Annotated in this window: 19 protein-coding genes; 7 read left to right on the forward strand and 12 right to left on the reverse strand. The window is 71.4% G+C overall.

Features of this window, described 5'->3' with window-relative positions:
• Positions 1-8: 8 nt before the first annotated feature.
• Positions 9-143, forward strand: coding sequence for a hypothetical protein (locus tag ACZ5U5_RS12985; protein WP_469020097.1), 135 nt, complete (start codon positions 9-11; stop codon positions 141-143).
• Between the two features lie 36 nt (positions 144-179).
• On the opposite strand, the gene ACZ5U5_RS12990 is transcribed toward ACZ5U5_RS12985, so the two are convergent.
• The 4 genes from ACZ5U5_RS12990 to ACZ5U5_RS13005 form a co-directional block, all read right to left on the reverse strand.
• Entirely contained in the window at positions 180-1,382 is a 1,203-nt protein-coding gene (locus ACZ5U5_RS12990) for a type III PLP-dependent enzyme (protein ID WP_469020100.1), read from the reverse strand.
• Positions 1,379-3,253 (reverse strand): IucA/IucC family protein, encoded by a 1,875-nt coding sequence (locus tag ACZ5U5_RS12995; RefSeq protein ID WP_469020101.1) that lies wholly within the window; start codon positions 3,251-3,253, stop codon positions 1,379-1,381. Before ACZ5U5_RS12995 ends, ACZ5U5_RS12990 begins: the two co-directional genes overlap by 4 nt.
• Before the next feature lie 248 nt (positions 3,254-3,501).
• The gene (locus ACZ5U5_RS13000; protein ID WP_469020854.1) at positions 3,502-5,274 is read right to left on the reverse strand and encodes an IucA/IucC family protein; all 1,773 of its coding nucleotides are present in this window, start codon (positions 5,272-5,274) and stop codon (positions 3,502-3,504) included.
• Between the two features lie 17 nt (positions 5,275-5,291).
• Complete coding sequence (locus tag ACZ5U5_RS13005; protein WP_469020102.1) at positions 5,292-6,488, reverse strand: ATP-grasp domain-containing protein; 1,197 nt, start codon at positions 6,486-6,488, stop codon at positions 5,292-5,294.
• Positions 6,489-6,984: 496 nt separating this feature from the next.
• Here ACZ5U5_RS13005 and ACZ5U5_RS13010 point away from each other — a divergent pair, with 496 nt between their 5' ends.
• Together ACZ5U5_RS13010 and ACZ5U5_RS13015 are read left to right on the forward strand one after the other, a co-directional pair.
• The gene (locus ACZ5U5_RS13010; RefSeq protein WP_469020105.1) at positions 6,985-7,854 is read left to right on the forward strand and encodes a (2Fe-2S)-binding protein; all 870 of its coding nucleotides are present in this window, start codon (positions 6,985-6,987) and stop codon (positions 7,852-7,854) included.
• Positions 7,855-7,904: 50 nt separating this feature from the next.
• Positions 7,905-8,960 carry an isopenicillin N synthase family dioxygenase gene (locus ACZ5U5_RS13015; RefSeq protein ID WP_469020107.1) on the forward strand — a complete coding sequence of 352 codons (1,056 nt, stop codon included), beginning with the start codon at positions 7,905-7,907 and terminating at the stop codon, positions 8,958-8,960.
• On the opposite strand, the gene ACZ5U5_RS13020 is transcribed toward ACZ5U5_RS13015, so the two are convergent.
• Complete coding sequence (locus ACZ5U5_RS13020) at positions 8,947-9,681, reverse strand: Clp protease N-terminal domain-containing protein (protein WP_469020109.1); 735 nt, start codon at positions 9,679-9,681, stop codon at positions 8,947-8,949. The genes ACZ5U5_RS13015 and ACZ5U5_RS13020 overlap by 14 nt on opposite strands.
• Positions 9,682-9,759: 78 nt before the next feature.
• Complete coding sequence (locus ACZ5U5_RS13025; RefSeq protein ID WP_469020111.1) at positions 9,760-10,407, reverse strand: HD domain-containing protein; 648 nt, start codon at positions 10,405-10,407, stop codon at positions 9,760-9,762.
• Positions 10,408-10,575: 168 nt separating this feature from the next.
• Here ACZ5U5_RS13025 and ACZ5U5_RS13030 point away from each other — a divergent pair, with 168 nt between their 5' ends.
• Positions 10,576-11,613, forward strand: coding sequence for a GlxA family transcriptional regulator (locus ACZ5U5_RS13030; RefSeq protein WP_469020112.1), 1,038 nt, complete (start codon positions 10,576-10,578; stop codon positions 11,611-11,613).
• Positions 11,614-11,631: 18 nt separating this feature from the next.
• Here the strand turns inward: ACZ5U5_RS13030 and ACZ5U5_RS13035 are convergent, their stop codons facing one another.
• The 5 genes from ACZ5U5_RS13035 to ACZ5U5_RS13055 form a co-directional block, all read right to left on the reverse strand.
• A complete protein-coding gene (locus tag ACZ5U5_RS13035; protein WP_469020115.1) occupies positions 11,632-12,396 on the reverse strand; it encodes an AraC family transcriptional regulator in 765 nt (254 codons plus the stop codon).
• Between the two features lie 53 nt (positions 12,397-12,449).
• Positions 12,450-13,346 (reverse strand): aminoglycoside phosphotransferase family protein, encoded by an 897-nt coding sequence (locus ACZ5U5_RS13040; protein WP_469020116.1) that lies wholly within the window; start codon positions 13,344-13,346, stop codon positions 12,450-12,452.
• Entirely contained in the window at positions 13,339-14,634 is a 1,296-nt protein-coding gene (locus ACZ5U5_RS13045; protein WP_469020119.1) for an MFS transporter, read from the reverse strand. Before ACZ5U5_RS13045 ends, ACZ5U5_RS13040 begins: the two co-directional genes overlap by 8 nt.
• 114 nt (positions 14,635-14,748) lie before the next feature.
• The gene (locus ACZ5U5_RS13050) at positions 14,749-15,231 is read right to left on the reverse strand and encodes a GNAT family N-acetyltransferase (protein ID WP_469020120.1); all 483 of its coding nucleotides are present in this window, start codon (positions 15,229-15,231) and stop codon (positions 14,749-14,751) included.
• Between the two features lie 84 nt (positions 15,232-15,315).
• On the reverse strand, positions 15,316-16,665 hold the full coding sequence (locus ACZ5U5_RS13055; protein WP_469020122.1) for a M64 family metallopeptidase: 1,350 nt from the start codon (positions 16,663-16,665) through the stop codon (positions 15,316-15,318).
• 239 nt (positions 16,666-16,904) lie between these two features.
• Between ACZ5U5_RS13055 and ACZ5U5_RS13060 the strand changes: the two genes are divergently transcribed.
• The 3 genes from ACZ5U5_RS13060 to ACZ5U5_RS13070 all read left to right on the forward strand — a co-directional run bounded on the left by ACZ5U5_RS13060 (position 16,905) and on the right by ACZ5U5_RS13070 (position 19,567).
• On the forward strand, positions 16,905-18,296 hold the full coding sequence (locus ACZ5U5_RS13060; RefSeq protein WP_469020124.1) for a helix-turn-helix domain-containing protein: 1,392 nt from the start codon (positions 16,905-16,907) through the stop codon (positions 18,294-18,296).
• Positions 18,297-18,494: 198 nt separating this feature from the next.
• Positions 18,495-18,995: a hypothetical protein gene (locus tag ACZ5U5_RS13065; protein WP_469020127.1), complete on the forward strand. Its 501-nt coding sequence runs from the start codon at positions 18,495-18,497 to the stop codon at positions 18,993-18,995.
• A 185-nt stretch (positions 18,996-19,180) separates the two neighbouring features.
• Positions 19,181-19,567, forward strand: a complete 387-nt coding sequence (locus tag ACZ5U5_RS13070) for a PPOX class F420-dependent oxidoreductase (RefSeq protein ID WP_469020128.1) — start codon at positions 19,181-19,183, stop codon at positions 19,565-19,567.
• Between the two features lie 18 nt (positions 19,568-19,585).
• On the opposite strand, the gene ACZ5U5_RS13075 is transcribed toward ACZ5U5_RS13070, so the two are convergent.
• On the reverse strand, positions 19,586-20,620 hold the full coding sequence (locus ACZ5U5_RS13075; protein WP_469020131.1) for a tetratricopeptide repeat protein: 1,035 nt from the start codon (positions 20,618-20,620) through the stop codon (positions 19,586-19,588).
• Positions 20,621-20,750 lie beyond the last annotated feature (130 nt).

Genomic DNA, 20,750 nt, shown 5'->3' on the forward strand with positions numbered 1-20,750 from the left:
GACAGGACGTGCACCCAGATACGTCGGTCGAGCTCGCCAAGGTGTGGGCGTCACGCGGCGGAGCGACGATGTTCGTCATCGTCTTCGTCGTCTTCGCGATAGCCCTCGTGGCTCTGCTGATGCGGAGCAGGAACCGCCGATGAGCGGGTGCCGCCACGCCGTCGGGCAGGCGAGGGTGATCAGAGGAAGTGGAAGCCCGGCCGCGGGTGCATCAGGAAATCGTGGTGCGAGATGTTCCACGCGTACGCGCCCGCCATCCCGAACACCACCCGGTCCCCGGCCCGCAGGCCCGCCACCGGAACCTGTCGGGCCAGGACATCCTTCGGCGTGCACAACTGCCCCGCGAACGTCACCCGGTCCGTCCGTGCCTCGGACCGGGGCCAGGGGTGCGGCCATGGCCCGGCCGCCGGGAGCACGGTGCACGGCTGGTCGTGGCCCTTGGCCGCCGGAGTGCGCAGATGGTGGGTGCCGCCGCGCACCACAGCGAACTCCTCGCCGTGGCTCCGCTTCACGTCCAGGACCTCGGTGGCGTACCAGCCGCAGTACGCGGTCAGCGCTCGCCCCGGCTCGATGCGGAGCGTCAGTCCGGGGTGCGCCGCGCAGAGCCGGGTGAGGCCGTCGCCGTACGCGGCCCAGTCGAAGCGTGCGCCGGGGTCGGCGTAGTCGACGCTCATCCCGCCGCCGACGTTCACCTCCGTGAGGCGGATGCCATGGCGTACGGCCAGTGCCTGCGACCACGTCACGATGGACTCGGCGACGGCGAGCTGCCGCGGTGCGTCGAGCCCACTGGCCAAATGGGCGTGCACACCCAGCAGATGGAGCTGGGGCAGGCTGCCGTCGGTGAACAGGGAGATCGCGGGGTCCGCCTCGGCCGGGTCGAGACCGAAGGGCGTGGGGCGTCCGCCCATCGCGAGGGCACTGCTCTCAAGAGACGCGGCGTCGAGGCCGAGATTGAACCGGAGCAGGACGCCCACGCGGGTGTGCGGTGCCACGCGGGCGGCGATCGAGGCCAGCATCCGCAGCTCGTAGACGCTCTCGACATGGAACCGATCCACGCCGAGCTCCAGGGCGGCGGCGATCTCGTCCGGCGTCTTCCCGGGACCACCGAAGGCCAGCGGGCGCCCGGCCACCGCCGCGGCCACATGGGCGAGTTCGCCGCCCGACGACACCTCGTAACCGTCGACATGCGGGTCGAGGGCGGTCAGGATCTCCGGCTCGGGGTTGGCCTTGGCGGCGTAGTAGAGCTCGACCTGCCGGGGGAGCGCGGCACGCACCGCGGCGACATGGGCGTCGAGTGCGGACACGTCGTAGAGATAAGCGGGGAGTTCCTCGGTGGCGAGGCCGAGGGCATGCTCACGTACGGCGGCAGTGGGGGCGGTCATCCGGCGGTGCTCCAAGGTGCGTCGGTACGGACACCCAGGTCCCGTACGTGCTCGGCGAGCGGAAAGGGTGAGGTGAGCCGGACATAGCCCGCGTCCCGGTCGGCCTTGCGCTCCCAGCGGGTGAGCAGGTTGGCCTTGGCGGGCAGCGGCCCCCCGGCGAGCAGGGCGCCGAGCCGTGGCGGGCAGCCGTGCGTGTCCGCGAACTCCCGCATGGTGGCGCGGACCTGCGACCAGAGCGCGGGCTCGGTCTGCGGATGGAGGTCGGCGAGGGCGGCGAGCAGCTCGGCGACGTGGTTCACCAGGAGGCAGTACACGACGCGGTCCCAGCCGCGCTGCGCGTCGTAGGTCATCGGCCCCGCGACCTCCGGCGGGAGCGCGTCCAGGGTCCGTGCATGATGCTCGGGGATCAGCTTGGTGCCCTCCAGGTCGCGGAAGAGCACCTGCGCGGGCATGCCGGCGCCGTCCACGCAGACGAGGACGTTCTGCAGATGCGGTTCGAGCACCAGGCCGTGGTCGAAGAACGCGGCGAGCACAGGCGGCAGCAGGAGCCGGAGGTACGTCCGCCACCAGTCGAGCGCCCGCTGCGGACCCGCGCCCGCCAGGAGGCGGGAGATGTGGCCGGGACCCGTCGGGTACTCGTCCGCGACGGCCGCGGCGAGCAGTGGCGTCGTACCGGGAAGGAGTCGCCCGGCCAGGCCTTCGCGGACGATGACGCCGAAGCCCTCCAGTAGGGCGAGGTCGGTACGCCCGTCGGCCCCGGTGAGCGCCAGGCTGCGGTAGGCGGGCTCACGCAGCACCGCGCTGCCCGGGAAGCGGGTGGCCAGGTCGTCCAGGGAGCCTTCGAGTACGCGGGTGAGCGCGACGGCACCTGACAGCTCGTAACTGGCGTTCTTGCGCAGGCAGTTGGTGATGCGGACGTTCAGGCTGAACTTCAGGAAGGTGTCACCGTCGAACAGGGTGCGCACGGATGCGGTGGCCGCGAAGGGGGAGCTGCCGGGGCCCAGGTCGATGATGTCCTCGCGGGCAAGGGCCGCGCGCAGCCCCGGGTGCTCCCGCAGCAGGTCGTACTGCCAGGGGTGTACCGGGAGTAGCCGGTAGCCCTCGGGCGCCGGCCCGAGGCGGTCGAGCGGTGCCGTGGCGCCCGGCCGCGCCGACTCCTCGGCGATGAGGTGGTCCCGTACGGCGAGGTGGCGCAGCGGGAAGGCGGCTCCGGTCTCCGGGGCGTACGCGGACCAGTCGGCGAGGTCGCCGCCGCGGGCCTTGGGTGTGGGGTGGAAGCGGTGGCCGAACAGCAGGGACTGCTCGGAGGCGAGGTAGTCCGCGAGCCACTTCGGGTCCGTCTTCGTCGACTTGGGAGCCGCATCCGCCGCGGCGGCCGTCCCCGTGCCGGACGCCGAGCGGGCGGCGGCGAGGCCCGCACTGACCCCCTCATGGTTGGAGGCGAACTGCTCCAGGAACTCCTCATTGCTCACACCTGTACGCAGCGAGAGCTCGGCATGGGTGTACTCGGCGAGGCGAGGCCAGTCCACCTCCACCCAGGTGCCGTCCCGCTGCTCGGTCACCGGGCCGGTGAAGCGGTGGGCGCCCAGGAGGGAGGTGCGGCGCAGCGCGACACGCAGGAGGACCCCGCGGCGCGGCAGCCGGAGCAGGAGATCACCGTCGACCACGGCGGTCTGGCGCTCGGGGCCGGAGACTTCGCGCAGCAGGCAGTTGAGCAGGGTGTGCGCCACCGCTTGGTCGGCGCTGGGCAGCCGGGTGGGCGCGGCGCCGGCGACGGGGGCACAGGCGACGAGGGTGGCGGGCTGGGCGGGTGCCGTGGGCAGGGCGGGTGCGGCGGACGGGGCGGCGAATGTGCCGGTCGGCAAGGACATCAACGGCTCCAGCGGATGCGGGACGAGCGGCGGAACAGGGCGGGAAGAGTGACGGCGACCAAGGCGGCCAAGGCTGCCAGGGCGGTCGCGGTGCCGGTCAGGAGGGGCGGGCCGGCCGATGCGGCTGTGTGCGCCCGCTGCCACGAGACCGGCGGCGACCGCGCCGCCTATGGAATCGAGCTCCAGCGTGCCGAACTTCCCGCCGGGAGATCTGCCTTGAGCACACTCGGCGGTGGACGCGTCGGCCATCATGAAACCCCCGCGCAGCGCAGGTAGTTGGGGCCCGTCGTGTAGTGCTTGTTGATGTCGGCTGCTCCGGAGCGTTCCTTGGACAGCAGGGTGCCCGCGGTCACCATCGCCTTGACGGGCAGCTCCGGCGCGTCCAGGACGTGGGCCCTCAGAAGGGTGCCAGGTTCGCCGGGCCCGAGCCTTTCGACGGCCTCGGCGAGCCGCTCGCGCACGAGACCGAGCAGCCGCCGCAGCGGGGCGTGACCGTGCCGGGCGAGCCCGAAAGCGTAGACGCCGGCGCAGAGGTGGAGGGTGATGGTGGTGAACACGTCGAGCACGGGCCGATCGCCGACGACGAAGATGCGCGCATCATCGAACTCAGCGGCATGCGGAGCCTGTTGCCCCATGGCGTCACGCAGCCGCGCGAGGTTGATGCGCGGCCCGTCGTTGTCCTTGAAGAGCAGTCGCAACCGGGTACGGCGACCCCTACTCGCATCCGCGGGGTGGTGGTCAAGGACCAGCGAGATGTTCTGCTGATGTGACTCCAGGGCGATCCCGTAGGTGAAGAGTGTGGTCTGCCAGTCGAAGAGGAGGGTGAGCGTGGCGTCCAGGAGGGCGAGAGGATCACCGCCGTAGAAGCGGTCGGCGAGGTGCTCGACGACCAGGCGGTCGCCGGGTGCCGGGCACAGCAGCGCGGCCATCGGTACGACGACGGCGTTGTCGAGCCCGGCGGGGTAGCGGCGCAGCAGCACGGCGAGGAGTTCGTGGCCCGCGTGCGCGAAGCGGGTCTCGTCCGCGTGCAGGACGACACCCTTGAACCGGGGTTCGCGCTCGACGACGGCTTCGACCAGCCGTTGGCCCGCCGCACCGTCGGTGAGGGTGTCCGGCTTGATGGTGCGCCGATTGCGCAGGCCCAGCGTGGCGGTGGCGAGCGGCAGCTTGAGGTGCCGGGTGGGGTCGGAGATGAGGGCGACGGTGCGCATGGACAGGGTGGGTACGACGTCGGGGCCGGGCTCGTCGATGAAATGGGCCCGCCCGTCGAGCCCCGCTGCCCGCAGCGTGTCCCGCAGGGGCCCGTCCGCGGTCAAGGGGTGCACGGGCAGCACGAGGTGACTTCCTTCGAGCTCGGGCACGCCCGCCGCGCGGGGAGAAAGCCAGGCATCGCTGTCGCCGCCGACGGTGACGGCCTCGCGGGGCAGGGCAAGCCGGCGCAGTGCGAAGGTGGGATGGAACTCAGGTGCGTACGAACGCAGTTGGGCGGTGGAGAGCCCGGAGCGGCCGCGTGAGGTCGGATATACGGGATGATCCGCGCGCGCGGCGAGGCAGTCGTACCCGATTCCCTCCGCGAGCCCGGTCCAGGCGGCGGGATCCGAGCCGTACCGCCCGGAAAGCAGGGCCTCCACCTCGCCCTTCGTCCCGGCGTGCAGCCGCATCGCGTCGAGGGCCTGCTCGCACTCCACGGCGAACGCGTCGAACCCGCCACGGTCGACGGGGTCGGCGAGGTCACGCAGCGCGGCCAGCACGCTGCCCGCGTCGGCGAGCTCACCCCCGTCGGACTCTCGACGGAGCAGGGGGAGCCGGGCGGCGTAGGTGGCCTGAAACCCATCGGCACGGACCGGCATGAGCAGCGCATCGCCGTCAACGCCTCTCGCAGCGGGCACCGGCAGCCTCAGCCACAAGCCGTCAGGGCGGCGCACGCCCTCGCTTCGGTTGCGCCACCCCAGGACGTCCTCGCGCAGGAGCGCGCTCAGCACGCGTAGGAGGAGGTCGGCCTCGGCCCCGGTCGCGGGCATGCCGCGAGGCGGTCGGATCACGGCGTGATCTCCCAGTGGTGCGCGGCGAGGAAGTCGGCCACGGCTCGGTCGACCGCTGTCTGGTCGGTGCCGGTGGCGCGCACCACGCCGAGGAAGTCGCGGTTCGTGCCGTGGAGTTCGTGCCGCTCGCCGATCTCACGCAGGGGGCGGTACGTGAGGCGCACCCCGCCCGCCGTCACCTCGGTCGCGCGTGGCGCTGCCGTCAGCGTTCCCGCACGCCGTGCGCACGGGTAGTCGAGCCGTGCCCGGCCGTCCGTTCGCGCACCCAGGTCGGACGGCAGCGACTCGCCCATATGCGTACGGAGGATGTGCTCGAAGAGCGGGATGTCCAGGAGCTGAGCGAGGAGCAGATCACATTGGTCGCCGATGGCGCGGTAGTTGACCTCGATGAGCCGCGCTCGCCCTGCCGACACCACGAACTCCGTGTGGCAGACCCCGAACCCCACTCCCAGCACGTCCAGTTGGTGCAGCACCTGAGCCACCACCGGCGCCGGATGCGCGGGGGCGAACGTCATCCGTTCCTCTATGAAGTACGGCGGCGGCGACACCTCCGTACGGAAACCGCCCAGGACATGCCGGACGCGGCCGTCGCCGAGCGTCTCCAAGGTGCACAACTCCCCTGCGAGATACTCCTCGACGACCAGCGCGGCCCCCGGACGCCGCTGCTGAATCTCCGCGCACCGCCGTACCAACTGCTCCAGACCCTCGACCAGCACCACGTCCTCGCTGGCCACGCCTTCCCTCGGCTTGACCACGCAGGGGAACGGCACGTCGAGAGCGCCGAGTTCGGCCGGGTCCTGGCCCGCTGCCAGCTCCGCGGACCAGACCGCGTCGGCACCCTCGGCCGCGAGGTGGCGTCGCATGTGCGCCTTGTCCTTGGTGCGCAGCGCCACCCGCCAGTCCTTGCCGGGCAGCCCGAAGTACTCGGCGGTCAGCGCCGCCTGCGTCTGCAGGTGGTCACTGTTGGTGAAGATGGCGCCGGGGGAGCGGTGGGTGGAGATCCGGCTGATGACAGCGCGGAAGTCTCGTACGTCGCACTCCAGGATCTCCGGGGTAGCCGGCCCTTCGGGGAGACGGTGCGCGTCCGGCTGATCGGTGAGGAGGGTGACGTCGAGGCCGAGCCCGCGCGCGGCGGGCAGAAAGCCTTCGGTGACCGAGTCGGTGGGGTTGCGGGCAAGGACGTACAGCCGCATGTGCGAGTCCACTTCCGGGTGCGAGCGAAGGTGCGTGTGTGACGGGGAGGGAAGGGGGAGGGGCGGGCGGAGGCGTCGAACGGCCCGCCGCCCGCCCTACGGGTGCGCCGGTTTGACCGTGGACGCGACACCCGTCGCCAGGGCCACGCTTCTCCCGCGGGTCCGGTGAGGGCGACGGACCCGGCGACCGCCACCGCCGGGCCCGCCGGCACTACGGCCGCGATGCCCCCGGCCAGGCGGGTCCTCACCACCGCGCCGTGTGAAGAGGCTGTCCGGCGGGACGGCCCGAGCGATCTTGGACACGGGGTGAGAGTTTAGGTTAGGTATGCCTAACGATGTCAACTCGCGGTGAGCGGTGCATCACTCGCGACATCGAGGTCCGCGGCGCGCCGCTCACGATGCGGCAAGTTGAAGCAAAATAAGGTAAGCCTTACCTAGTTGACGGTGGCGGGACCGCCGTCGGACGACCCATGGACCTGCCTTCCAAGGAGTACGAGTGCCGCTCACCGTGGCCCCGGACCTGGCGCCCGACGCCACCGCCCTGAGCCCCGCCGCCCTGCTCGCCGCGACCTATCGGCGACTCACCGCGCACTGCGGCACGCTCGCCGTCGCGGTGGCGCGACCTGACTCGTACGCGGGCCAAGGGTGGGTGACCGGCGCCGAACTGACGTCACATCACGACGTCATGGAAGCCTTCGTCGCGGCGGAGGCCGCACGCATCCGCGGCGGCCACGACCACACCCCGCGCCCGGACGTCGCCGCGTCCCGCGCCCTGCACGGCTACCTCTGGTCGGTGTCCCTGCTGATGAGCGGTGCCTGGTACCTGGAGCGGCGCGTACCGCGCATCCGCCCGCAGGACGTACGCGTCCACCTGGAGACCGGTGCCTTCGAGATCGTCCCCGGCTCCTTCGCCTGTTTCCCGGACGATCCGGCGGCCGGGCTCCCCGGGACGCGGGTTCTCGCCGACGAGGAGTCGCTGCGCGTCGAACTGCGCGCCGCCGTCGTCGCGCACATGCGACCGCTGCTCTCCGCCATCGGGCCCCGACTGCGTCGCGGGCAGCGGGCGTTGTGGGGCATGGCGGGGGACGATCTCATCTCCGGGATCTGGTACCTGGGGCGCATGCTCGGCCAGGAGGACGAGGCGCTGCGGGCGGTGGACGCGCTGCTCCCCGGACCGGTCGAGCCCTTTCCCGGTGGCGCGGCCTTCCGTCATCTGACGACCCGTGACGGGGAGCGGCACCCGACCCGTACGCGGCTCGGCTGCTGCCTCTACTACACGATCCGCGCCGCCGAGGCGTGCGGCACCTGCCCGCGCGTCTGCGACGCGGAACGTCTGCGGAGGCTGGAGTCGGAATCCGGCGGGTGAAGTCATGATAGGGAGTCGGCGTAGCCCCTCGCTCGTGCCAGGAGACGCCCATGCCCTTCCAGGTTCCCGTCATCGACATCACGCCGTACGTCGAGGACGGACCGGCATCCGAACGTGCGCGGGTGGCACAGGAGTTGAATGACGCCTGCGCCCGCGTCGGCTTCATCCAGATCCTCGGGCACGGAATTCCCGATGAGACGGTGGACGGCCTGACCGCCGCCGTCGACGGCTTCTTCGGCCTGCCCCTGGAGGTGCGGAAGAGCTACCGGGTCACCGGTGCGAACCGCGGCTACAGCCCGCCCAAGAGTGAATCCCTCAGCTTGAGCCTGGGTGTGGAGTCGGCCGGGCGCATGAACGACTTCTTCGAGGCGTTCAACATCGGCACCGAAGCCCGCTCGTTCCCCGGGCTCGACCTGTCCGAGGACGACTACGGACTCAACGTCTGGCCCACGCAGGTCGAGGGCTTCGAACCGGCCGTGCTGAGGTACTTCGCCGAGGCCGGCCGCGTGGCCCGTACCTTGACCCGCGTCTTCGCGGACGCCCTGGGGGAGCCGGCCGACTTCTTCGAGTCGCTGACCGACCACTCCATCGACGTCCTGCGCATGAACAACTACGCCCTTCCCGAAGGCGCCGTCACCCTCGACGGCGAGCTGACGGGGATGGGTGAACACACGGACTTCGGCCTGGTCACCGTGTTGTGGGCGGACCAGGTCGCCGGGCTGCAGGTGCTCGGCGCCGACGGGGCCTGGCACGACGTGTCCCCCGTCGACGGCGCGCTCCTGGTCAACCTCGGCGATCTCACGGCGCGGCTCACCAACGACCGCTGGATGTCCACCCTGCACCGGGTCAAGCCGCCGATCGTGGACGGCGGCATCGTCCGGCGCAGGTCGGCCGCCTACTTCCACGACGGCAACGTCGATGCGGTCATCTCCACGCTGCCGAGCCACCTCGACGCCTCCGACGAGTTCGGCTATGAACCGATCCTCGTGCGTGACCACATCAAGGCGAAGCTCGCCGGGTCCCGGCAGGGCAAGGCGAACGCGGCGGCCGTCCGGGAGGCGGCGCGAGTGCGTGCGGCCGGGACCGGTCCCCTCACCCCTGGTTGAGCGAGGCGCGGATCGCCTCCAGGGTCTCAGTGATGTTCGCCTCGGCTGCCGCCTTGTCGATGCCGAGCCCGGCGAGCGTGCCCGTGCCGCCCTCGGCCTCCAGGAGCGAGAGCAGGATGTGCTCGGTCCCGATGTAGTTGTGCCCGAGCCGCAGGGCCTCGCGGTAGGTGAGCTCAAGGACCTTCTTCGCCCCGGCGTCGTACGGGATGAGGTCGGGCACCTCGCCGACCGCCGGCGGCAGCGCCGCGGCGACGCTCTCGCGGATCGCGTCGAGCGAACTCCCCTGCGCGACGAGGGCCTTCGCGGCGAGGGCGTCCGGTTCGGTCAGGAGGGCGAGCGTCAGATGCCCGGGGCCGATCTCGTCGTTCCCCGCGGCGCGGGCCTCCTCCTGCGAGGCCATGACCACGTTCTTCGCCCTGTCGGTGAAGCGGGCGAAGCCCTGCCGGGGGTCGAGGTCCGACATCTCGCCGGGGTCCTTGGCCACGAACCGCTTCTGGGCGGCCTGCCGGGTGACCCCCATGCTCTTGCCGATGTCCGTCCATGAGGCGCCCGAGCGGCGCGCCTGGTCCACGAAGTGGCCGATCAGATGGTCGGCGACATGGCCCAGGTGATCGGCGGCGATGACGGCGTCGGAGAGCTGGTCGAGGGCGGCTTCGGGGTGGGCCTTTTTGATGGCCTGGATTAGGTCGTCAAGGCGGATGGGTTGGGTGGGTTGCGTCATGTGTCAACGGTAGGTTGACAGTCGGGAGGGCGTCAACCCCGAGTTGACACCCTCTTTCTGCTCCACCCTCCCCTTCGTCTACTCCGTCCAGGGGGAGTTCCGGATGACCTCGACGAAGTCGCCTCGCTTGTAGCCGGGGACGAAGTGCGCGAGGACGTCGGCCTTCACGTTCCCGAAGGTGGTCTCCGGCTTGGGGGCGATGCCCTCGGTGAACGCCTCCAGGATCCGCCGCTTGAAGTCGGGGCGCGGATGCAGCGCCGTGACCTCGGCGCGCTCGGCGGCACTGAGATCTTCGTAGCCGATGCCCAGGACGTCGTACTCCACCCCGGCGGTGACCAGGGCGACCTCCGGCTCCATGAACTCGGGGATGCCCGGGGTGGTGTGCAGGGCGATGGCGGTCCACACCCGGCGCACGCTGTCCTCCGGTACGCCGTGACCGTGCAGGAAGCGGCGGGCTTCCTCGGCGCTGTCCACCTCGAAGCGCCGCCCGCTGTCCCGGAACCGCTCGCCCAGGCCCAGGTCGTGGAACATCGCGCCGATGTAGAGCAGTTCGGGATCGAAGCTCAGGTCCCTTCGTGCGCCCTGAAAGCTGCCGAACCAGAAGACGCGGCGGGAGTGGTGGTAGATCAGCTCGCTCGCCGTGTCCCGCACCAGCTCGGTGGCGGCGGCGGCCAGCTTGGTGTCCGGCACGGATACACCGGCGGCGGAAGAGGCGTGAGTGGTCACGGTGTGGCTCCTGTCGTCAGGTCATCGAAAAGATCGACGAGATCGGGGAGATCGAGAAGGGTGAGTCGGCTCCTGGGACCAGCCTGCTCGTCGTACGTGTGTGACGGCCATGTCTCTGTGGACACGTACCCCACACATCTGGACACGCCCTCCCGCTACCGTGGCGCTGTGAACGATCAATCGAGTGGGCCCCGCCCCCACCATGTCTACGTCCTCGCGTTCGACGGCGTGCGCCTTCTCGACGTCGCGGCCCCCTTGGAGGTCTTCGCCACCGCGAGCCGTTACACCGGTGGCCGCTACACCGTGCGGGTCTGCACCCCCGACGGGCTGGACGTCAGGACCTCCACCGGGCTGCGGATCGCAGCGGATCTTCCGGCGGGCGAAGCGGGTGACGCGGGCGAAGCGGGTGACGCAGGCGTCGCGGACACCCTCGTCGTGCCCGGTCACGCCGAACTCGTCACCTTCGCCGAACGGCCCGACCTCGTCGAGCTCGTGGCCCGACTGGCGAGCGGGGCAGGGCGGGTGGCCGCCGTGTGCACCGGCGCCTTCGCCCTCGCCGCGGCGGGACTCCTGCGCGGCCGCCGGGCGACGACGCACTGGGAGCACGCGGCGAAACTGGCCCGCCTGTACCCCGACATCACCGTCACGGCGGATGCCATCTACGTCCAGGACGGACCGGTACTCACCTCGGCCGGGGTCACCGCGGGCATCGACGTCTGCCTGGCTCTCGTGGAGCAGGATCACGGCCCCGACATCGCGCGGCGGGTCGCCCGTGATCTGGTCGTCTTCCTCCAGCGGCCCGGCGGGCAGTCCCAGTTCTCCGCGGCCTCGCGCGCCCCGGCGACCCGTCATCCGGTGCTGCGCCCCCTCCTCGACGCCATCGCCTCCGACCCGGCGGCCGACCACCGCCTCGCGACCCTGGCCGGGCGGGCAGCCGTGAGCTCCCGGCATCTGACCCGGCTCTTCACGCGACAGCTCGGCACCACCCCGGCCGCGTACGTGGAGTCCCTCAGGCTGGAGGCCGCCCGCATGCTCCTGGAACGCGGCGCGAGCGTCACCGACGCGGCCGAGCGCAGCGGCCTCGGCAGCGACGAGACCCTGCGCAGGGCCTTCGCCCGTCACCTGGGGACGACGCCATCCGCGTACGCCGCGCGTTTTCGTACGACACGGGTCGAGGTCAATCCGGCGGTACGTGCCCAGGGGTAGGGCCTGGCCGTGGTGGTGTCAGGTGTGCGTCCGCCAAGTGCCGGGCGTGTGGCCGAAGGCGCGGTGGAAGACGTCGATGAAGGCGCTGCTCGACGCCCAGCCGCTGCGGTGCGCGACCACGGTGACCGGGGTGTCGTCGGCCAGCAGGCACAGGGCGTGGTGCAGGCGCAGTTGGGTGCGCCACTGCGGGAAGGTCATGCCGAGTTCGGTCCGGCAGAGCCTGGTGAGGGTGCGGTCGCTGACGCCGGTCGCGGCGCCGAGCTGGGCCAGGGTCCGGGGGTCCGCAGGGTCGGCGCGGAGGATGTCGCACACCGCGACCAGGCGTGGATCGCGGGCCGCCGGTACGTGGACGGGCTGCTGGGTCGAGTGGCGGAGCTGGTCGAGCAGGACGGCCCGCAGGCGATGGCGCTCGGCGCCGCGTTCGTCACGAGGCTCGGGCGGCTCGGGCTTCCGGGTGTACTCGATGATCAACTCGCGGAGCAGTGGGGCGACTTCGAGGACGGCGGGCCGGTCGAGGCGCAGTGGGTTGTCCGGCACCGGCAGGCCCACCAGGTGCAGGTCCGTGTCGCCGTACGCGCGGTGCTCGTGGACGGTTCCCGCGGGGATCCAGATGGCCCGCGTCGCGGGGGCGACCCAGCTGCCCGCGTCGGTGGTGACCGACAGGACGCCCTGGCCCGCGTACACGATCTGGTGTTCGTCGTGCCGGTGCGCGTCGACCTCCGCGCCCGCACGGAGGGGGAGGAGGCCGGTGGTCGCGCGGGGGGAGTGGCGGATGTTCGGCACAAGGGGGGATTTTACCGGGAGGGGGACGGGTGAGGTCGGGACGTGCCGAGGTGTCAGCAGTCCGCCAGGACGCGGTCGAGCGTCGCCCGGCCCGCCGCACCCCAGCTCCGCTTCCCGCCGGGGAGCCCCTGCTCCCCTGCGCGGCCGATGTGGATGAGGCCGACGGCACGGAGCAGCGCCCAGCCCCGGGCGCGCCTGACGGTCGCCTCGTCCGCGAGGGCGTAGGCGTCGAAGAACCGTGAGGCCGCGCCCGCGGGAAGGAGCAGCCATGCCGCCGAGAGGTCGGTCGCGGGGTCTCCCGCGCAGAGTTCACCGAAGTCGAGCACGCCGGACAGAGTGCCGTCGGAGCCGACGACGTTCGCGGGATGCAGGTCGCCGTGCAGCCAGACCGGCGGGCCCGGCGGCTCGGGGGCCGAGACGGCGTCCTCCCACAAGTGACGTACACGGGCGGGGACTTCACTGAAGGTGGCGAGAGCCTTGAGGCCTTCGTCGAGTCCGGGCGCGTAGTGATGGAGAGGAAGGCCGCGCGTCGGGTTGACCGGTGCGTCCGCGGGCGCCTCCACATGGAGCGCCCGCAGGAACTTCGCCAGCGCCTCGGCCGCGTGGTCACCGCGGGTGAAGGGCGCGCGGTCGGCCGGTTCGCCGTGGACCCAGGCCGTGACGGTCCACGGCTTCGGGAAGCGGGCGGACGGTTCGCTGATCCGCAGGGGCGTCGGCACCGGCAGGGGAAGGCGTGCGGCCAGGCCGGGGAGCCAGTGGTGCTCCTTGCGGAGCAGGTCCGGGGCGCGTTCGGTGCACGGGATGCGTACGGCCAAGTCCGCTCCGAGCCGCCACAGTTGGTTGTCCCAGCCGCGTACCGCCCCGTGGAGGTCGAGGCCCGCGAGATCCGGTTGCTGCACACGGAGCAGGGAACGGACCAAGGACTCGTCGATCTCTACGAGGTCACCCATGTGCGGAGTACCCATCCCTCGGCGTGCCGGCGGTCGGCCGATGAATATACGCCTCGCCGCTTCCGCGCCTCGCGCCCACGCGTGCGACCAGCGACCGCTCCGCCCACCGCACGGCGGGCCCCGTCGCGAGGCTCGCCCCGACGAAGATCCCGCCGAGGACGAACCAGCCCGGCACGCCCCACACCACGAGGAGCGAGGTGAGCAGGAGCGGGCCGACGGTACGGGCGACGGGGATTCCGGAGCCGAAGAAGCCCTGATACTGGCCCACTTGATGGGCGGGCGCCAGGTCGAAACTGATCTGCCAGGAGCCCGCGGACTGCTGCATCTCCGCGATGACCTGAAGCACCGCCCCCGCCACCAGGACCGCCACCGTCGCCCACACCGGGAGCCCCGCCGCCGAGCAGGCGAGGACCGCGCACGAGGCGAGCATGACGAGGCCGGAGCGCCGTACCGCGCGGGTGGCCGAGCGCGGGCCGTCGATGTCACGGGCCATGCGGACCTGGAACGCCATCACCGCAAGGGTGTTGAGGACGAAGAGTCCCGAGACCAGCCAGCTCGGCGCGTTCGTCCGCTCCACCACCCACAGCGGGATCGCCAGGCTCAGCAGGGGCATCCGCAGCAGTAGGACCGCGTTGAGCGCGGTGATGACGGCGTACGGCCGGTCGCGGAGCACCGCGAGGCGCGGCTCGCCCTTCCCGCGCCCCACAGTCCGCGGCACCGCGGGCAGCCGCAGCAGCACCAGCGCGCAGAGCAGAAAGCTGACCGAGTCCAGAGCGAAGACCGCCAGATACGCCTCGCGCGTGTCGTGGTGCAGGGCGATGCCACCGAGTGCCGCCCCGACGGCGAGACCGGCGTTGAGCGTCGACTGGAGGTGGGCCAGGACGCCCGTGCGAGCGCCCGGCGTGACCAGACCCGCGAGCAGCGCCTGCCGTGCCGCCGCGAGCCCGCACTGGGCGACCGCGTACAGGCAGGCCGCGACGAAGAACGGAACGAAGGAACGGATGAACAGGAAGGACGCCACCGACGCACTGGTGGCCAGGGCGAGCAGCACCGCCGTACCCCGCGGCCCCTTCCGGTCGGCGAGCGCGCCCAGCGGGACCCCCGTCACGGAACCGATGGCCCACGCGACCGTGAGCGCGAGCCCGATCTGGGTGGGGGAGAGGCCGACGACACGGGTGAAGTAGAGGGCCGAGGTCACGTAGTAGGCGCCGTCGCCCAGCGAGTTGCACAGCTGGGCGGCGGCGAGCACGCGCGGCGCTCCCGCGGGCGGCAGGATCTGGATCGGCACAACGCTCCCGGAGCAGGCGGCCGTTGGGCCGGTACCTTCACTGACGCCAGGAGGCTAGCCAGCCCAGTGGTCCGGGCCGTGGACCATTCGGGGGCCTTGGGCATGGGCCAATTCTCAGCCAGGCCGTCGCACCATGAAGACATCCACGGGGTCTTCGTTCTCCACGCCGAAGCCATGGCGCTCGTAAAGACGCCGGGCCGCGCTGCCCCGCAGGACGTTCAGGCGGACGACGTCCTGGTCTGTGTCGGTCCGGACGAGCAGCCCACGGAGCACGGCCGACCCAAGGCCCCGGCCCTGGAAGGCGGGGTCGAGGTAGAAGTGCTCGAGCCACTGGCAGTCATCGGCCGGCCGCAGGGCGACGCAGCCCGCGAAGGCGCCGTCGACGAGGATCATTGAGGTGTCCCGGGGGCGGTAGGCATCCCGGAATCTCTGGCGCACCCGATGCTCGTCGAACCGGCCGAGCCGCTCCAGATCCGGTCGCATCACCGTCGCGCGCAGCTCGGCGATGGTCTCGACGTCGGTGGGCTCCGCGGCCTGCAGCGTCCACTCCGGGGCGGGGGTCGCCGCGTCCCGCGCCTGCTCGGGGTGCGTGGTCATGACCCGAAGTATTGCTGGTCACCGCCTGACGACAGGGGTGGGGTCCTGCCGTCAGGCGGCGGTCTCGGTCCGTCGACGGGTCCGTCAGCGGGCGACCTGCCAGCTGAGCGAACCGGACATCAGCTTGCGCAGCTCCGGGGCGCGGACCGCCTTGTTCCGGTCTGTGGCGCGGGCCGTGACGGTGTGCGCGCGGCCGTCGGCCGGCACCCCGAGCGCCTTGGGGGTCACGCTGCCCGCGCCCCGCGCCTTCCGTGCCTCGCGGCCGTCGACGTACCAGCGCAGTGCGGCGTGGGAAGACGCCTCGACGCGGATCCGCTGGGTGCCGCGCACCTTGCGGTCGGTGGGGGTGGCGGAGGTGAGCACGGGTGCGTGCTGGTGGAAGCCCGCGATCATCGCCTCACGTCCCGGCAGATTGAACTCGCGGCCGAGGGTGCGCATGATCGAGTCCTCGGTGGGGCGGTTGAGACCGTGCCCGTGGTAGCCGCCGCCCTCGTACGCGCCGACCGTGCCCCCGTCGGGCGATGCCTGGCCGAGCCAGTGGTGCCACTTCACCTTCTGCGCGGCCATCTCGTCGGCGCTGAGCTTGGTGAGGTTGGACTCGCCGGGCTCGGGGCCGGTGTAGGTGCTCTCGTCGTACCAGTACTCGTCGGCGAGCTTGCCGAAGGAGTGGCCGGTCTCGTGGACGGCGACCTGGTCCGAGTCGGGGTGGTCGGACGAGGCGGTGCCGATGCCGTCGTACCCGGACGGCGAGGTGATGGCGTTGTAGCCCGCGCCGCCGTACTTGGTGGAGTTGCTGAGCACGATGACGAGATCGGGGTCGGCGGCCTTGCTCGCGTACGCCTCGACCTTGTTGGTGTCGACGCACAGCAGCCGCTCTATGCCGTCGCAGAAGAAGGCCGAGTTCAGGGCGGTGTTCTTGCGGACGTCGCTCGTCGGGTCGCCCGAGACGCCGGAGTCCTGCGAGTGGGCGTCGACGGCCCAGACGTTGAAAAGGTCCTCGTACTGGGCGTACGGCTCGACGGCAGCCATCTCCTTCCACTTGGTGCGCACGTCCGCGTGGAAGTCCTCCTGCTGGGCCGGGGTGTAGCCGTCGCCGATGAAGACGACGTCGACCTTGGTGTCGCTCGCTCCGGCCTCCACGATCGGCAGGACGTCGCCGTCGTCCTGGACGGTGGCCCGCTCCTTCCTGGTGAGCGGGGCGGAGGCCGGGACCTCGGTGTGGCGGGGGTGGCTGTCGGGGCCGGTGAAGTACTCGACCTCGACGCGGTCGGTGCCCTGGGCGGCCGCTGCGCCGCCGTCCTGGCCCGAGCCCTGGCCCACGGCGGCCGGCGCGGTGACGGCGAGCGTCGCGGCCAGAGCGACACCGGTGGCGACAATGAGCCGCTTGCGGGACATGCGGGGTATGCCGGATATGCGGGAAGCGTGTCTACGCATGGACGATCTCCCGGGATCAGCGCGGACCGAGTCGCCGAAACACGGCAAGTCCGCGATATAAGTGGGGGGTTAAGGGAGCTTAAGGCGCGGTTCAATGTAGGGGCTGAGGGGAAGTCAGGCAATGCCTGAGACGCAAGGTGACGGTGAGAAAGCCGAGTTGATGGCAGGACCACCCACTCCGCTTGCTTCCGGCGGGGATGAGCATCGCTCGGGTGCGAAGCCGGACCGGAAGGGAAAAGATGAAGGACAGCGGATCAGGGGGCGTGCGACCGGACGAGCCCGCGGAGATCGGGCGTCGCGTCCTGCGACTGCGAACGGAACTCAGCCTCACCCAGCGCCAGTTGGCCGAGCCTGCGTACACGCCCGCCTACATCTCCACGCTTGAGTCGGGCAAGGTGCGGCCCTCCGAGGCGGCCCTCCGGCACTTGGCGCAGCGGCTCGGCGTCACTCCCGAGGAGCTCGCCACGGGACGCCCGGCCCGCCTCGCCGCCGAGCTGCGCCTGCGCCTCACCGACGCGCGGCGCGCCCTGGCCACCGGCTCCCCCGAGGACGCCGCCCCCCTCTTCCGCGCGCTGTGCGCCGAAACCGTCGAGCACGCCCTGCCGGGGGAGCGTGCAGCCGCACTCCTCGGCCTGGGTGACTGCCTCCTCGAATCCGGCGACCTCGATGACGCACACGAGTGCTTCACCTCCGTGGAGCGGCTGCTTGCCGACGAGCCGCTGCCACGCCGCGTCCCCGCCATCCGCGGCCGCGCCAACGCCCACCGCCTCACGGGCGAACTCCGTTACGCGTGCCACCTGTTGGAGACCGCGCTCGACCAGCTCAACGCCTCGGGGCTGCACGACCCGGACGCGCTGCTCCTCCTCTACTCGGCGTCCATCGCCCCGTACATGGACATGGGCGCACACGAGCGCGCCGCGCACGCCGCCGAGCTGGCCCTGGCGCTCGCGCCGCGCGTGGAGGACCCCGCGCTGCTCGCGGGCATGCACCGGGGGGTGGCCCGTACGCTCATCGCGCAGGGCCGTATCGCCGAGGCCGACGCGTCCCTCGCCAAGGCCCAGGACCTCTATCAGCAGCTTCACCTTCGCACCGAACTCGCCCACTGCCACTGGATGCGCGGTTACGTGCACGCCCAGGACGGTGACCTGGAACGCGCCGAGCACGAACTGCGCACCGCCCACGACATGCTCACCGCCAAGAAGGCCGCGCTCTACGCCCACCAGGTCGAGGTGGAGCTCGCGGACGTGCTGCGCAGGCGCGGCAGGACCGAGGAGGCCGAGGCGCTGCTGCGGCCGCTCCTTGCCGCCGGTCCGCGGGCCACGGAGATCCCGGCGCTTCGGGCCGGACGCGGCGCGGTGCACCGGGGTGCCGCTCACCGGCTGCTGGGCCTCATCGCGGAGGAGTGCGGTGACGCGGAGGGCGCCGAGGAGCACTACCGAGCCGCCCTGCCGCTGCTCGAACGCGCGGGCGCGGCCGGGGACGTGGCCGGCCTGTGCTGTCTGCTCGGCGACCTGCTCCGGCGCACGGGACGCACGGAAGCCGCCATGGACGCCTACCGCACCGGCCTCGCCCGACGGACCACCTCGGGCACCACGACGCTGGGTCCCGCGCCCGCGCCGCCGCCGATGTGAGGGACCGTCGGCGGACCGCCCGGTGATTGTCCGGCTTTTGTCACGGTGCTGTGCGCTCGGACAACCTGATGTCCACTCATGTCCGTCCGCCTGCTAAAAATACGGGCGGCACAGGGACGAGGACCACCTTGTGCGCATCCATCGCATCATTCTGACAGTTGGCCCGAGAGGGCCGCAGGGGGAAAGGCACCAGCCTTGATGAACCACGCACGTACGACCGCCGCAGTCCTGGCCACGGCAGGCGCCCTCACGGCCGCTCAGCTCGGCCTGGCCGGATCGGCGTCAGCGGCTGACGCACCGAAGGCGCCGAAGGCGTCGACCGCCTCGGCGACGAGCGCCGGCTGCCCGATCGACATCGTCTACACGTCCCGGTTCTACATCGGCCCGGGTGGCTGGGTGAAGGGCGACGGTCTGTACTTCGGCCTCAAGAACAAGAGCACCAAGAGCTTCAAGAAGGTCACCTTCACCGTCAGCAACGTCAAGAACGTCCGCTTCGGTTCGGCGAAGGCGAAGGGCGGCAAGGTCACCCACAAGACCTCGAAGACCATCTCCGTCTACGACAAGAGCCTGGCGGGCAAGGCCAGTCTCGGGGTCCGGGTCAAGACGCGCCTGCTGAACACCAGGTCGTACAAGGTGAAGTTCAAGGTCCACGGCAACGGCTGGAACTGCGCCGTCAACCAGGGAACTTGGGGCGCCTGAGCACCAAGCGACACGCGCCAAGCGATACGCGTCAAGCGTCACGCACCACGCGCCCGCGGGACCCGGTTCGCTCCGGGGCCCGCGGGCGCTCCTGTAACCACAGGCGTCAGACGAACGTGTTCGCGAGTAACATCCGCACGGTCGGTGGTTTGTACGTGGGTCAACAGAAGCTCAGGAGCGGTCACGTGGACGAGGCAGCGCGGACGGGGCTCGGCTCAGGGAAGTACCTCCTGGTCACCAGCTACCGCAAGAACGGCTCCCCGGTGCCGAGCCCCGTCTGGGTGGTCCAGGACGGTGCCGCACTCGGCGTCTGGACGGCCGCGGACTCCTGGAAGGTCAAGCGGATCCGCAACCGCGCCGACGTCCTGATCGGCCCCTGTGACCTGCGGGGCAACCCCACCGGCAAGCAGGTCCCCGCCACCGCCGAGATCTGTGACCCGCAGGAGACCGCGCGCTACCGCACCCTCATCGCGCGCAAGTACGGCCTGATCGGCCGCCTCACGCTGCTCGGCAGCAGAATCCGGCGCGGCACGAAGGGGACGGTCGGCATCCGGATCACCCGGGCCGAGTGACACCCCGATACGCCGGCGTCAGGTCATGCTCGGCTCCGGCTGGGTGGCCATCTCGTCGCGGAACTCGACCGCCGCCTCCCGCGCCTGCCGCAGCCCGATCCGCGCGAAGTCGCCCTCCAGCACGGCGAGTTCGGCCAGTGTCTCGCCGCGGTCGTGGCCGAGCCTGGCCCGCGACTTGACCAGACCGAGCCGGGACAGGGCCGCGCCGCGCGGCTCCCGCATGGCGTCGAACTCCTCAAGGGCGATGGCGTACATCTCCCGCGCCTCGGCATAACTCCCGTGCCGGTAGAGGACGTTGCCGCGCATCTTGTGGTTGTACGCGAGCGCGCTCGCCAGATCCATGGCCCGGCAGATGACCTCCGCCTCCGAGAGCAGCGCGAGCGCCTTCTCCGTCTCGCCCCGCAGTGAGAGGACGTCGGCGACCCCGCGCAGCGACCAGGCGCGCCCCCGCGCGTCCTGGGCGTCGGCCGAGATCCTTACGCACTCCTCGAACAGCTCGAGCGCCTCGGTGTAGTCGCCGGTGTTGCGCCGCATCTGGGCGATGCCGGACATCGCCCACACCATGTGCCGCGCCTCCCCGTGCTTCCTGCCCTGCTCCAGGAGCTGCTCGTGCAGGGCGGCCACCGCCGCGTAGTCTCCCTGGATTCTTCCCGTCTCGGCGAGTCCGGCGAGCGCGTAGCCGTGTGCGAGCCGCTCTCCGCTGTCGTCGGCCAGTGCGACTCCCCAGGCCAGGAGCCGTCGCGCGAGCCGCAGTTGGCCGCATTGGCGGGCCAGCGTGCCGCCGCTCCACAGTGCCCAGGCCATGGCGCCCGCGTCCCCCGCGACGCGTGCACTGCGGTAGCTGTGGCGCCAGGCGGAGCCCGCGTTGTCCACCTGGCCGAGCCGCCGGTTGGCCTCGGCCAGGGCGAGTGCGGCACGCGCCCTCTCCAGTGCGGTGTCCGCCTGGGAGAGGGCGCGGTCCGCCGCCGTCAGCACCTCCTCGTAGGAGGAGTTCACCCCGAGTGCCGCGCCCAGCTCGCCCTGATACTCGGGCGCGAATGCCTTGCCGTGCATAGATCCATGACCTCTCGATCAACTCCGTACGCCGGTCTCCGTACGTTGATCAAGAAGCTACGAGCGCGGTGGGGTGCGGCGAATCCCTCCGCGTGTGGGTCATTCCGTACGACTCCAGGGCTACGGGAGA

It is taken from the genome of Streptomyces sp. NPDC033177, from assembly GCF_055577715.1.

Bases quoted from the DNA above. Each gene is read 5' to 3' on its own strand.
- ACZ5U5_RS13065 (WP_469020127.1), top strand. From the start codon at position 18,495: ATGAACCACGCACGTACGACCGCCGCAGTCCTGGCCACGGCAGGCGCC.
- ACZ5U5_RS13055 (WP_469020122.1), bottom strand. From the start codon at position 16,665: ATGCGTAGACACGCTTCCCGCATATCCGGCATACCCCGCATGTCCCGC.
- ACZ5U5_RS13075 (WP_469020131.1), bottom strand. From the start codon at position 20,620: ATGCACGGCAAGGCATTCGCGCCCGAGTATCAGGGCGAGCTGGGCGCG.
- ACZ5U5_RS12995 (WP_469020101.1), bottom strand. From the start codon at position 3,253: ATGTCCTTGCCGACCGGCACATTCGCCGCCCCGTCCGCCGCACCCGCC.
- ACZ5U5_RS13050 (WP_469020120.1), bottom strand. From the start codon at position 15,231: ATGACCACGCACCCCGAGCAGGCGCGGGACGCGGCGACCCCCGCCCCG.
- ACZ5U5_RS13000 (WP_469020854.1), bottom strand. From the start codon at position 5,274: ATGCCCGCGACCGGGGCCGAGGCCGACCTCCTCCTACGCGTGCTGAGC.
- ACZ5U5_RS12990 (WP_469020100.1), bottom strand. From the start codon at position 1,382: ATGACCGCCCCCACTGCCGCCGTACGTGAGCATGCCCTCGGCCTCGCC.
- ACZ5U5_RS13005 (WP_469020102.1), bottom strand. From the start codon at position 6,488: ATGCGGCTGTACGTCCTTGCCCGCAACCCCACCGACTCGGTCACCGAA.
- ACZ5U5_RS13060 (WP_469020124.1), top strand. From the start codon at position 16,905: ATGAAGGACAGCGGATCAGGGGGCGTGCGACCGGACGAGCCCGCGGAG.
- ACZ5U5_RS13040 (WP_469020116.1), bottom strand. From the start codon at position 13,346: ATGGGTGACCTCGTAGAGATCGACGAGTCCTTGGTCCGTTCCCTGCTC.
- ACZ5U5_RS13020 (WP_469020109.1), bottom strand. From the start codon at position 9,681: ATGACGCAACCCACCCAACCCATCCGCCTTGACGACCTAATCCAGGCC.
- ACZ5U5_RS13015 (WP_469020107.1), top strand. From the start codon at position 7,905: ATGCCCTTCCAGGTTCCCGTCATCGACATCACGCCGTACGTCGAGGAC.